9 protein-coding genes and 1 tRNA gene are annotated in these 12,870 nt (G+C 62.6%); 6 read left to right on the forward strand and 4 right to left on the reverse strand.

All coding sequences use genetic code 11. The annotated features are described in order from the left end of the window. Positions 1 to 47: 47 nt before the first annotated feature. The gene (sppA, locus tag AC3EC3_RS01625) at positions 48 to 1,958 is read left to right on the forward strand and encodes a signal peptide peptidase SppA (protein WP_488487963.1); all 1,911 of its coding nucleotides are present in this window, start codon (positions 48 to 50) and stop codon (positions 1,956 to 1,958) included. A gap of 16 nt (positions 1,959 to 1,974) precedes the next feature. Here sppA and AC3EC3_RS01630 read toward each other — a convergent pair whose 3' ends face one another. Further along, entirely contained in the window at positions 1,975 to 2,160 is a 186-nt protein-coding gene (locus tag AC3EC3_RS01630) for a hypothetical protein (protein WP_488487964.1), read from the reverse strand. Positions 2,161 to 2,330: 170 nt separating this feature from the next. Between AC3EC3_RS01630 and AC3EC3_RS01635 the strand changes: the two genes are divergently transcribed. Both AC3EC3_RS01635 and tig read left to right on the forward strand, forming a co-directional pair. Beyond that, positions 2,331 to 2,415 (forward strand) — tRNA-Leu (locus AC3EC3_RS01635). A 75-nt stretch (positions 2,416 to 2,490) separates the two neighbouring features. Next, positions 2,491 to 4,047: a trigger factor gene (tig, locus tag AC3EC3_RS01640; protein ID WP_488487965.1), complete on the forward strand. Its 1,557-nt coding sequence runs from the start codon at positions 2,491 to 2,493 to the stop codon at positions 4,045 to 4,047. A 102-nt stretch (positions 4,048 to 4,149) separates the two neighbouring features. Here tig and AC3EC3_RS01645 read toward each other — a convergent pair whose 3' ends face one another. Next, the gene (locus AC3EC3_RS01645) at positions 4,150 to 5,646 is read right to left on the reverse strand and encodes a hypothetical protein (protein WP_488487966.1); all 1,497 of its coding nucleotides are present in this window, start codon (positions 5,644 to 5,646) and stop codon (positions 4,150 to 4,152) included. A 151-nt stretch (positions 5,647 to 5,797) separates the two neighbouring features. On the opposite strand from AC3EC3_RS01645, the gene clpP reads away from it, so the two are divergent. Beyond that, positions 5,798 to 6,466, forward strand: a complete 669-nt coding sequence (clpP, locus tag AC3EC3_RS01650) for an ATP-dependent Clp endopeptidase proteolytic subunit ClpP (RefSeq protein ID WP_313958537.1) — start codon at positions 5,798 to 5,800, stop codon at positions 6,464 to 6,466. A gap of 154 nt (positions 6,467 to 6,620) precedes the next feature. Then, a complete protein-coding gene (gene clpX, locus AC3EC3_RS01655; protein ID WP_260927467.1) occupies positions 6,621 to 7,883 on the forward strand; it encodes an ATP-dependent Clp protease ATP-binding subunit ClpX in 1,263 nt (420 codons plus the stop codon). A gap of 105 nt (positions 7,884 to 7,988) precedes the next feature. On the opposite strand, the gene AC3EC3_RS01660 is transcribed toward clpX, so the two are convergent. After that, the gene (locus tag AC3EC3_RS01660; protein WP_488487967.1) at positions 7,989 to 9,005 is read right to left on the reverse strand and encodes a cation diffusion facilitator family transporter; all 1,017 of its coding nucleotides are present in this window, start codon (positions 9,003 to 9,005) and stop codon (positions 7,989 to 7,991) included. A gap of 340 nt (positions 9,006 to 9,345) precedes the next feature. Here AC3EC3_RS01660 and AC3EC3_RS01665 point away from each other — a divergent pair, with 340 nt between their 5' ends. Continuing rightward, positions 9,346 to 11,943 carry a TonB-dependent receptor gene (locus tag AC3EC3_RS01665; RefSeq protein ID WP_488487968.1) on the forward strand — a complete coding sequence of 866 codons (2,598 nt, stop codon included), beginning with the start codon at positions 9,346 to 9,348 and terminating at the stop codon, positions 11,941 to 11,943. A 205-nt stretch (positions 11,944 to 12,148) separates the two neighbouring features. Here the strand turns inward: AC3EC3_RS01665 and mtgA are convergent, their stop codons facing one another. Continuing rightward, positions 12,149 to 12,814: a monofunctional biosynthetic peptidoglycan transglycosylase gene (mtgA, locus tag AC3EC3_RS01670; RefSeq protein ID WP_488487969.1), complete on the reverse strand. Its 666-nt coding sequence runs from the start codon at positions 12,812 to 12,814 to the stop codon at positions 12,149 to 12,151. Positions 12,815 to 12,870: the final 56 nt, after the last annotated feature.

Genomic DNA, 12,870 nt, shown 5'->3' on the forward strand with positions numbered 1-12,870 from the left:
CCGGGCAGGCTCCGGTTTGTGTGAAGTAGTTGGCGGATAGGGCGGCGATGGTATTTGCAAAGAAGGTCTGGAAGCTGCTGGTGGCGATCAAGGACGCGCTGGCGCTGCTGTTCCTGCTGCTGTTCCTGCTGTTGTTCTTCGGCGCGCTCTATGCGGTGCTGGCGATGCGTCCGGCAGGCGGCAAGGTGGTCGACGGGGCGTTGCTGCTCGATCTCGATGGCCGCGTGGTCGAGGAAAAGAGCCAGATCGACCCGGTGAACCTGCTGCTCTCGCGTAGTGCTCCCACCGGCGAGTTCCAGGCCCGCGATGTCGAGCGCGCGCTGCGCCTCGCCGCGAAGGACCAGCGCATCAAGGTCGTGGTGCTCGACCTGTCGGGCTTCCTGGGTGGCGGTTTCGTTCACATGCACGATATCGGTCAGGCGATCGATGCCGTGCGCAAGGCGGGCAAGCCGGTGCTGACCTATGCCAACATCTATTCCGACGATTCGATGCTTCTGGCGGCCCACGCGAGCGAGGTCTGGGTGAACGGCATGGGCGGCGCCTTCGTGGCCGGGCCCGGCGGCACCCAGATGTACTACAAGGGGCTGATGGACCGCTTCAAGGTGAAAGCGCACATCTACCGCGCGGGCACCTACAAGAGCTATGTTGAGCCTTACTTCCGCGCTGACATGTCGGCCCCTGCGCGTGAGGCGAACAACGAGCTGTACGGTGCGCTGTGGCAGGCCTGGCTGGCTGACGTGCGCACCGCGCGTCCGAAGGCGAAGATCGACCAGATGGTCTCCGATCCCATCGCTTGGGCGAAGGCTTCGGGCGGGGATTTCGCCAAGGGCGCGCAGATGGTCGGCCTAGTCGACCGGATCGGCGACGAAGGCGACTTCAACGCGCGTGTCGCTCAGCTGGCAGGCGCGGTCGATCGCAAGAACGATGAAGACAATCTGCCCTATGCGCATACCGATCTGGACGACTGGCTGCGCGCCAATCCCGTCAAGACCGATGGCGCAACCATTGGCGTTATCACCGTCGCGGGCGATATCGTCGATGGTGATGCCGGGCCGGGCAATGCCGGGGGCGACCGCCTGGCCGATCTGCTCGACGATCATATCGACGATGGCATGAAGGCGCTGGTGGTGCGGGTCGATTCGCCTGGCGGCTCGGCGATGGCCGCCGAGCACATCCGGCAGGCTTTGCTGCGCTACAAGGCGAAGAAGATCCCGATCGTCGTTTCGATGGGCAATATGGCGGCGAGCGGCGGCTACTGGGTCTCGACCGCAGGCCAGCGCGTGTTCGCGGAGCCGGGCACTGTCACCGGTTCGATCGGCGTCTTCGCGGTGATCCCCAGCTTTGAGGATACGCTCAAGGACTTCGGCGTGACCACCGACGGCGTGCGCACCACCCCGCTTTCGGGGCAGCCCGATGTGGTGGGCGGTTTCTCGCCCGCCGTGGACGCGCTGCTGCAGGGCTCGATCGAGAGCACCTACGGCAAGTTCGTGGGCATCGTCGCCAAGGCGCGAGGCAAGACGCCGCAACAGATCGATGCGATTGCGCAAGGCCGCGTGTGGCCGGGCAATGACGCGCTGAGGATCGGCCTTGTCGACCAGATGGGCGACCTCGACGATGCGCTGGCCTATGCAGCGAAAGTGGCGGGCCTCGGCAACCAGCCCTGGCACGCGCAGTACCTCGCCTCGAAGGCGACCGGCTGGAGCGCGCTGCTGGGCGGGGTGGAGAGCCGGGCGCAGGTGCGCTCGGGCGCGCCCTCGGTGGCGCTGGACTATCCGGGCTTCGTTGCTGCGCGCCAGCAGGCGCAGATCACCCATGCTCTGGCGGATCTTGGCGGGATGATGCAGGCCCGCGATGCACAGGTCTACTGCATGGAATGCGCCGCGCTTCCGCAAGGCGCGGCGGTCCGGCAGGCGGATGGCGACTGGTTCAGGGCCTTGGCGCGCCACCTGCTGGATTGAGCCGGGAAAGGCCTCGTCAGATTTCCGAAGGAAGTTCGGCGGGGCCTTCGTCGGGTACATCAGTATCCGGCCCCAGCGGCGGCAGTTCGCCGGGGGCTGAGGGCGCCGCGGGATCGTTTGGAAGCGGCGGCATTTCGGGCGGAATGTCACCGGGATTGTCTGCCGGGGCGGGGCCGGGATTCGGGGCAGGTTGGGTTGCCATGATCGCGTTCCTCTCGTGTTTTCGTGTGTGCTCCGCGATTTGGGGCGCACATTCACTCCAGCAAGGCTCCAAAAGCGCGGATGTTCCCGCCTTGCGACGAGTCGCGGCGCTTGCCCTTTTGCGCGCATCCTTATAAGGGCACGTCCCTTGAAGTTTCAGTCTTCATCCATGCGGGCGTGGCGGAACTGGTAGACGCAGCAGGTTTAGGTCCTGCCATCGCAAGATGTGGGGGTTCGAGTCCCTTCGCCCGCACCAGTGCTTCGCCCCGACCGGGATGAGTCAAGAAAATCGGCCGCAAGGCCTGCTTGAATTGCACAGGAAGGCAGCGAAATGCAGATCGTCGAAACCACCAACGAGGGGCTGAAGCGCGCCTATACGGTGACCATCCCCGCTACCACGATTTCCGAGCGCGTCGAAGGTGAGATCAAGAAGATCGCCCCGCAGGTGCGTATGCCCGGCTTCCGCGCCGGCAAGGTTCCCGCCAATCTCGTGCGCAAGATGCACGGCGAGGCGATCCACCGCGACGCGCTGAGCACCGCGATCCGTGAAGCCATGGACAAGCTGGTTGCCGACAAGGCGCTGCGCCCTGCCATGAACCCCGATGTTGCGTTGGGCGAAGGCTACGAAGAAGGCAAGGATGCCGAGCTGACCGTCAGCCTCGAAATCCTGCCCGAGATCGCCGCGCCCTCGATCGACGGTTTCAAGCTCGAGAAGCTGACCGTGCCCGTCTCGGACGAGGCCGTGACCGAATCGCTGGAGCGTATCGCCAGCCAGCAGCAGCGTTTCGAAGCCAAGGACGGCGCCGCCGCTGACGGCGACCAGCTGATCATCGACTTCACCGGTAAGCTCGACGGCGTCGAGTTCGACGGTGGCAAGGCTGAGAAGGCCCCGCTGGTGATCGGCGCAGGCCGCTTCATCCCCGGCTTCGAAGAGCAGCTGACCGGCGCCAAGGCCGGTGACGAGCGCACCATCACCGTAACCTTCCCCGAGGACTATCCGGCAGAGAACCTGTCGGGCAAGGAAACCACCTTCGACATCGTCGTGCACGAAGTGAAGGCGCCTTCCGAATCGAAGATCGACGACGACTTCGCCAAGGAACTGGGCCTTGAGAGCCTTGAGCAGCTCACCGGTCTTCTGAAGGGCCAGCTGGAGCAGGAGACCGCCGGTCTTACCCGCACCGCCATGAAGCGCTCGCTGCTCGATCAGCTGGCCGCAGGTCATGACTTCGCGGTTCCGCCGACCATGGTCGAGGCCGAGTTCCAGCAGATCTGGCAGCAGCTGACCCAGGAAGCGCAGAACGAGGAAGACGCGGAAGCCGCGCTCGCCGAGATCGAGGCCGAGAAGGACGACTACCGCAAGATCGCCGAGCGCCGCGTGCGTCTGGGCCTGCTCCTGTCGGAAATCGGCCAGGCCAACGGCGTGGAAGTGAGCCAGCAGGAAATGTCGATGCTGATGAGCCAGGCCGCTCAGCAGTACCGTCCGGAAGACCGCCAGCGCTTCATGGAATACGTCGCCAACGATCCGATGGCCGCTGCCCAGCTGCGCGCACCGCTCTATGAGGACAAGGTCGTCGACTTCCTCATCGAGAAGTCGGAAGTGACCGAGCGCGAAGTGACCCGCGAAGAGCTGCAGGCCGCCATCGAGGCCGATGCCGACGCGGACGCCACCGAAGAGAAGAAGCCCGCCAAGAAGGCTCCGGCCAAGAAGGCCGCTGCCAAGAAGGACGAGGCTTCGGCTGACGAGGCTGGCGAAGAGAAGCCCAAGAAGGCTCCGGCCAAGAAGGCCGCTGCCAAGAAGGCTGATGACGCCGAAGCCGGTGAAGAGGCGCCTGCCAAGAAGCCGGCTGCCAAGAAGGCCCCGGCCAAGAAGGCTGCCAAGGAAGACTGATTTCGGCCTGGAGCCTTGCTGGCTCCCGCCGTTACCGGTTCCTGAAAAAGGCCCGCTGCGAGAGGATCGCGGCGGGTCTTTTCTTTTGGGGTGAACGGCGTGTCAGTTTGCGGTGACGGGATCGGCGACCGCGTACCAGCCGGAGCCGACGCGGTGGATCACGATGTGCCTGAACGGGAAGCCCATATCCCGGATATGGCGCAGGATATCGGGGGCGCTCACCGGCTTCTTGGTCTGGTGCTCGGTCCAGAACACGGTGGGGCAGGTCTGGCTGATCGCGGCCGACCCGACGGGCTCCACCGTGAAGTGCAGGCGGTCTGCCACATAGTGATAGGCGAAAGGGTAGACCTGCGCATTGTCGGCAGGCTTCATGTTCATGACGTCCCGGTTCCAGCGATAGCCGGGGTGAACGACAGTGGTTGGGCAAGCCTCGACGATTGCGGCGATGGGCTCGCCGGTCATCATCCAGCTCGGAATATGCGCGGCGGTGCGGACGTTGTGAACCATCGTGTAGCAGCTGTAGGCGAGGACCAGAGCGAGCCCGATGGCCGCCTGACGCGGCGATGCGATCCGCAGCAGACGTCCCGCCGCAAGTCCGGCGCCGAACAGGATCGCGCCGAACATCGCGGTCAGGTACTTCTCGACCAGCATCGGGTGGAGAAGGTGGAGTGCGGTGAGGCCGACCGCCGACAGGGTCAGGCCAGCCGCAAGCAGGGCAAGGGCGCCCAGCTCTCCCGAAGGGCGACGGCGCAGGGCCACATCGATCAGCAGCAGCACCGATCCTGCCAGCGTGGCCAGTAGCAGTAGAGGATTGGCCTCGATCGTGCGCAGGATGCCCAGTTCGATCGACCAGCGCGCGGTCGAGAAGCCCGGCTTGATCCAGAACACGCGGGTATTGTCCATCCACAGCGGAAACTGGACGCTGGTGATCGCGGCGAACACCAGTCCGCCGACCAGCGGGGGCAGGGCGATGGCGCGCGCCTCTCGCCAGTCACGGCGGATGATGGCGGTGAGGAGGAATGGCGCGATCAGCGCGGTGGTGGTCAGCGAGGTGACGATATGCGTGTTGAACGCCAGCATCGCCGTGATCCACCAGGCGGTCTGCCGGGCAGGCGATCCTGTCGTGCGGGTCAGGCGGATCGCGGTCAGGCACAGCGGGAGCAGGATGCCGAGGCACAGCGAGAGGAAGTAGGAACGCAGTTCACTGCCCGAATGCACCGCATAGGAATTGCCGACGAGCCCGATGGCAATCGCGCAGCCTGCCGGGAGCAGGCGCGGCACGTCGCGGACTATCGCTGTCGCGCAGGCCAGCAGCAACGCGCCGAGCCCGAGGTTGAGCAGGCGGTGGGTGGAAATTGGGCCGAGCCAGTCGGTCGCACGCGAAAGGGCGTAATAGAGCGGGGGGTGGTTGTCGACGAGCCAGCTGTCGCGCATCGCCGTCCATAATGGCACGCCGGGTCGGGTGACGTACTGGGTGTAGAACTCGTCGTACCACGGCCCACGCAACAGGCAGGCGACGATGATCGCCACAGCGAGGATCGCCAGGGCAAGCAGCGTGAACAGGCGATGGACGCGGCGGCTGGAAGTCGTCGTGATCACGCGGGGAACATACCCTTGGAATGGAAAAATCGTCGGCTGAAGTGCCTGTGCTGGGGACAGTGATACACCGTGTCCCACCAATGGACAGTTAATCCCTTGAACTGTGCGCCCTGGCACGCGACATAGGCGGTCCAACACAAAGAGGATTCCCATGCTCGACCTGTTTGGCGCTTCGGGCGCCCAAGGAAAGTTCACTACCGATCCCGTCACCGGCGCGCTGGTGCCGATGGTCGTCGAGCAGACCAGCCGTGGTGAGCGTAGCTTCGACATCTATTCGCGCCTGCTGCGCGAGCGCATCGTGTTCGTCACCGGTCAGGTCGAGGATCACATGGCCTCGCTGATCGTGGCGCAACTGCTGTTCCTCGAATCGGAGAACCCGTCGAAGGACATCTCGATGTACATCAACTCGCCGGGCGGCGTCGTCACGGCGGGTATGGCGATTCACGACACGATGCAGTATATCAAGCCGCGCGTGTCGACCGTGTGCATCGGTCAGGCGGCTTCGATGGGCAGCTTCCTGCTGGCCGCCGGTGAGCCGGGCATGCGTATCGCGCTGCCGAATGCCCGCATCATGGTCCACCAGCCCTCGGGCGGTGCCCAGGGCATGGCCAGCGATATCGAGATCCAGGCCCGCGAAATCCTGCGCATGCGCAAGCGGCTGAACGATCTCTACGTGAAGTACACGGGCAAGTCGCTCGACGAGATCGAGAAGGCAATGGACCGCGACACGTTCCTCGAAGCGGAGGAAGCGCTGGCGTTCGGTCTGGTCGACAAGGTCTTCGAGACGCGCCCTGACGCTGACAAGCCTTCTGAGGCCTGACGGTAAAAGAGCATTGATCTGGAGGCGGTGGATCGTGAAAATCGCCGCCTCGCAGATTCAGTCCACGGCAACCAATTACGCCTAGGATTGCAAAACGGGTTTACGCCGGGGTAGACTCGACGAGTCGCCCCCGGCGAGACACAAAAGACGGAAAATGACGAAATTGAGCGGATCTGACGCGAAAAGCACCCTGTACTGCAGCTTCTGCGGTAAGTCGCAGCACGAAGTGCGCAAGCTGATCGCGGGCCCCACGGTGTTCATCTGCGACGAATGTGTCGAGCTTTGCAACGACATCATTCGCGAAGAGACCAAGGCGGGAATCGCGGGCAAGAAGGACGGCGGCGTACCCAGCCCTCGTGAAATCTGCGAGACGCTGAACGATTATGTGATCGGTCAGGAGCGCGCCAAGCGCGTGCTCTCGGTGGCGGTCCATAACCACTACAAGCGCCTCAAGCACAGCGGCAAGCAGGGCGATGTCGAACTGTCGAAGTCGAACATCCTGCTGGTCGGCCCGACCGGTTCGGGCAAGACGCTGCTCGCGCAGACGCTGGCCAAAACCTTCGACGTGCCCTTCACGATGGCCGACGCCACCACGCTGACCGAAGCCGGTTACGTGGGCGAGGATGTCGAGAACATCATCCTCAAGTTGCTCCAGGTCTCCGACTACAACGTCGAGAAGGCGCAGCATGGCATCGTCTACATCGACGAGATCGACAAGATCAGCCGCAAGGCCGAGAATCCGTCGATCACGCGCGACGTGTCGGGCGAAGGCGTGCAGCAGGCCCTGCTCAAGCTGATGGAAGGCACCACTGCCTCGGTTCCGCCGCAGGGTGGGCGCAAGCATCCGCAGCAGGAGTTCCTGCAGGTCGACACGACGAACATCCTGTTCATCTGCGGCGGTGCATTTGCGGGTCTGGAAAAGATCATCGGCGATCGCCTGCAGAAGCGTTCGATCGGCTTCGGCGCGCATGTCGCCGATCCGGACAAGCGTCAGGTCGGCGAACTGCTCCAGAAGGCAGAGCCGGAAGACCTCCTCAAGTTCGGGCTCATCCCCGAATTCGTGGGTCGCCTGCCGGTGATCGCAACGCTCGAGGATCTCGATATTTCGGCGCTGGTGAAGATCCTGCGCGAGCCGAAGAATGCGCTGATCAAGCAGTACCGCAAGCTGTTCGAACTGGAGGACGTGGAACTCACGTTCACCGAAGAAGCGCTTGAGGCGATTGCTCAGAAGGCGATCGACCGCAAGACCGGCGCACGTGGCCTGCGCTCGATCGTCGAAGGGCTGCTGCTCGATACGATGTTCGATCTGCCGACCGAAAGCGACATCGCCGAAGTTGTGGTCGACGCCGATGTGGTGGCCGGCCGCAAGGAGCCGGTGCGCGTCCTCAAGGGCGACAAGGCCGAAGCGGCTGCGTAACCTGATGCCGTAACCCGTTCGCGGGAAACGGTCAGCGACAAACGAAAGGGGCGGTTGCCAGTCCGGCAGCCGCCCCTTTCGTTTGTGTTACAGCTTTGCGAGAGGTCAGATAACGGTGGCGCTCTGGAGGGCACAGGCGTGATCGTCTATACCGGTCTCGATCTGGATGGTGGGATGACCGATCCCGAACGTATGTTCGAGATCATGCGCCACGCTGTGCAGGAAGGCGTCGCCGGGAAGGCCGGCAGGCATGACAAGGTGCGCCGTCAGGGCCGTTTCGGTGGTGCTCATAGGCCAGACGTGAAGGTCGTGAACTTCGGATACGCCGGGGCGAGCTTTCAGAAAGGCGCGTACAGCGGCAATATCGACCCCGTCAGGAACTGCCAGCATTCCCATGCGTAGCGAATCACGCAAAAGGCTCCAGCTGGACCACGCAATCGCGCCGGTAATGAGCAGCGAGGCGAGGGGGTCGAGGACTGTGTAGCCGGTCAGCTTGATGGCGATACCGGCAACGACAACGCCGGCGGAAACGACAGCATCGGCCATCAGGTGCGTGAATGCCGCGCGCAGGTTCATGTCTGACTTGCTGCCGCTGGCAAAGAGCAGCGCGGAAAGCGCGTTGACCGCGATGCCAAGTGCCGCAACCACGATCATCGTCATGCCGGCGACAGGGGCAGGTTCTGCGAATCGCTGGATCGTCTCGACCAGAATTGCCCCGATCGCCACCCAGAGCAGAGTCGCGTTGGCGATGGCGGCGAGGATCGATGAACTCTTGAGGCCGTAAGTGAATTGCTCGGAAGGAGGGCGAGCTGCCAGTACGCTCGCACCCCAAGCCAGCATCAGCGAGAGAACATCGGACAGATTGTGTCCCGCGTCAGCCAGCAAGGCCATGGATTCGCTGATGAATCCTGCGATTCCCTCGGCAATGACAAAGGCCAGGTTAAGAATGACGGCAATGGCGAAGGCTTTTGTCGCCGCGCCAGGTGCCGGCGGACCGTGATGGTGATGGCCGTGAGAATGCCCATGGGAATGTCCATGAGCATGTCCATGAGCATGGCCGTGATCGTGCGAGTGCCCTTGATCGTGGTCGGTTGCGTGCGAATGTGTGTGCTGCGAGCCCATGCCATCCCTCTGCCATGCGCCGATTGCCCCCTGCAAGCTATGTCATAACGTCACGCTTGTTCCGACGCTGTCTGTCTCAATGTTTGCCTGCAATCTTGCGCAATAAATCCATAAAACTTGCGAATGCATGTATTCGCAACATTGCGAACTGTAGTCCTTAATTGCTTTAAAATTGATGCTTTGTTGCAACGCATCCCGGAAATTGCGCTGCGCAATGCCTCCGGGAATCGACACGGTAAGAAAGCTGTCACAAAGCAGTGCTCATAGCGGCCGCAGCAGACGGCCGACGGGGTAATCACCGGAAGCGCGCTACAGGCAACCTGAGCAACAGGGGACATACATGAAGTTCAATTCCATTCTCGCGACCGCGACGAGCACGCTCGCCGTCGGCGCAGCACTCATCACCACGCCAGCGTTCGCGCAGTCGACCGGTTCGATGGATTTCGACAACTCGATCGTCGTGACGGGAACACGCGAAAAGGCTGTCGGCGGCGTCAAGCTGCCCGATTCGACCAAGACCAAGGAAGTCCTGACCCAAGACGTCATCTCGACGCAACGCGCCGGTCAGACGATCATGGAGGCGATCAACCTGGTTCCGGGCGTCAGCTTCCAGAACAACGATCCCTACGGTTCGTCGGGCGGCACGCTCAACATCCGCGGTTTCGATGCCAGCCGTATCTCGCTGACGTTCGACGGCATCCCGCTGAACGACACCGGCAACTATGCGCAGTATTCGAACCAGCAGCTCGATCCCGAACTGATCGAGCAGGTCAACGTGAACCTGGGCACCACCGACGTCGACAGCCCGACGGCTGCCGCTTCGGGTTCGACCGTGAACTATCGCAGCCGCAACCCCACCGAAGACTTCCATGCCAGCATGCGTGGTTCGGCTGGTGAGTATGGCTACTTCCGCCTGTTCGGCGTCGTCGACACCGGCACGTTCACCTCGTTCGGTACCCGCGCCTGGATTTCGGCCAGCCATGCCGAGAATGAGAACCCGTACCAGCGTTCGAGCAAGACGAACAAGTACCAGTTCAACGGCAAGCTGTATCAGCCGCTGGGCGATAGCGGTGACTTCATCTCGGTTGCGGGCAACTACAACCGCAACCAGAACCGCAACTTCTCGTCGGTTCCGCTGCGCACCGATCCGTACATCTATTCGGTTACGGGCACCTCGCCGAACCAGACTCTTGTCACATCGTCGCGCAATGTCGGCTCGGGTTCGAGCAACCGCTTCCCGACCACCAAGGGCGAGCGTGACTACACGATCGCACCCTGCCAGATCGACACGCCGCAGGCTGGCGTCGCCGATACGCCGAACAGCTGCGGCACCTCGTACGATGAGAGCTGGAACCCGTCGGACACGGGCAGCATCCGCGTCAACTCGCGCTTCACGCTCTCGGACAACCTCGTCCTGACCGTTGACCCCAGCTACCAGTGGACTCGCGCCAACGGCGGCACCGGTGCCATCAAGGGCTACGAGGGCAGCTATACCCGCAAGGCAAGCTCGACGGTGGGCGCGATCACCACGCCGATCTACGGCTACATCGGTGGCAGCCCCTACTTCGGCGGCCTTGACCTGAACGGTGACGGTGACACGCTGGATACCGTGGAACTTTACGCGCCGAGCGAGACCAACACCAAGCGTTACGGCGTCATCGCCAACCTGATCTGGAACCCGGCCCCCGGCCAGACCATCCGTCTGAACTACTCGCTGGACTATGGCCGTCACCGCCAGACCGGCGAAGTGACCTCGCTGCTCCAGAACGGCCAGACTTCTGAGCTGTTCCCCGAAGAGAGCGCGCTGGTCGACGCTTCGGGCAATCCGATCGAGAAGCGTAACCGTCGTTCGATCGCGATGCTCAACCAGGCGTCGGCTGAGTATGCTGGCAAGTTCATGGACGATCGTCTGTCGATCAACCTCGGCGTTCGTTCGCCCTGGTTCACGCGCAAGCTGAACAACCTTTGCGTGACGGAAGCCGGCGGTTCCTATGTCGACTGCTTCAACGATGCAGCTTCGCAGGCGGCCTTCCTTGACGCTACGCCGGGTTCGGTCGGTCCGATCAAGCGTACCTACAAGTTCCACAAGATCCTGCCGACCGCGGGTCTGAACTTCTCGATCGTGCCGGCGCTCAGCGTCTATGCGAACTACACGAAGGGTATGCAGGTTCCGGGCACGGACAACCTGTACCAGTCGCTCGGTTTCGCTGCCGGTCAGGCTCTGCCGAAGCCGGAAACCACTGACAACGTCGATGTTGGTACGCGTTATGTTTCGGGCAAGTTCCAGGCACAGATTTCGGCCTGGTACACCTGGTTCAACAACCGTCTGGCCTCGTCGTATGATCCGATCCTCGACATCTCGACCTATCGTAACCTCGGCAAGGTTCACAAGTACGGCCTCGACGGCAGCGTTGGCTACTCGCCGATCCCGCAGGTCACGCTTTATGCCTTCGGTTCGGTGCTGAAGTCGAAGATCATGGACAATGTCCAGTCGGGTGTGAACTCGGCCGGCGACCCGACCTACTATCTGACGAAGGGCAAGCGTGAAGGCGGTGCACCGACCTACATGTTCGGTGGCCGCGTGCAGGGCATGGTTGGTCCGCTCCAGCTGGGTGCACAGGCCAAGCGTACTGGTCCGCGTTACGTGAACGACCAGAACGTGGCGATCACGTCGAGCTATACGCTTAACGGTGTGGTCACCCCTTATCAGGTCTACGGGGCCAAGGCTCCGGCCTATACGGTCGTCGATCTCGACGCGAAGCTGAACCTGTCGTTCGTTGGCCTCAACGACCAGACCTTCATCCAGCTGAACGTTACCAACTTGTTCAACAAGCTGTACGTGGGTGGCTTCAGCTCGAACACCTCGTCGACGTCGGTGCCGTACACCTACATCGGTGCACCGCGTACGTTCAGCGCGACCATCGCAATGGGCTTCTGATCTTTTCAGAACGCATCTCAAGCGAGACAAGGAAGGGAGGGAACTGCGGTTCCCTCCCTTTTTTGCTGGAGGCGATGGCAGGGGGGCGACCCCGCCTGCTCGGTCGAATTACCTGCCATGTGTGGGCAAGGTCTGCACCGCCCAACGAAAAAGGGGAGGTGCCATCCCGGCTCCTCCCCTTTTTCGTATCGATGGTTGTTTGGGGCTACTTATAGACGCAGGCGTCGAAGCCGTTGTTGCGCACCACCGGGATACGACGCGAGATGATGTTGCCCAGCTTGCGGGTGAAGCCCGAGGGCGCCTTGACGCTGCGGGTCTTGGGGCTGGGCAGGGCGGCGGCCATGCGCGCGGCCTGCGAGGCGGAAAGCTGCGCGGACGAGGAACCGTAATAGCGCTGCGCTCCGGCTTCCACGCCATAGGTGCCGATGCCCGTCTCGGCGACGTTGAGGTAGACTTCCATGATCCGGCGCTTGCCCCAGATCGTCTCGATCAGGGTGGTGAAGTAGACCTCGAAGCCCTTGCGGATATAGCGGGTCCAGCCTTCGCCCTGCCACAGGAACACGTTCTTGGCGGTCTGCTGGCTGATCGTCGAGCCGCCGCGCAGACGTTTGCCTTCGGCGTTGGATTCCATCGCCATGCGGATCGCGTTGGTGTCGAAGCCGTGATGGGTGCAGAAGTTACTGTCCTCGCCGCCGATCACGGCATCGACCATGTCACGGTTGATCCGCGAGAGCGGGGTCCAGTCTTTGGTGATGCCGTTGCCGTCGGTCAACATGGTGACAGTGACTGGCGGGGGCACGAAACGATAGATCACCGTGATGCCGATGGTGACGATAAAGAACAGGGCGACGAGTTTGAGAAACAGGCGCATGGGCGAGGTCTGGCGTCTTTCGTGAAGAGATATGGCAGGTGTTTTAAGGCAGGAAG

The sequence above is a fragment of the Novosphingobium sp. BAM6 genome (genome assembly GCF_057784955.1).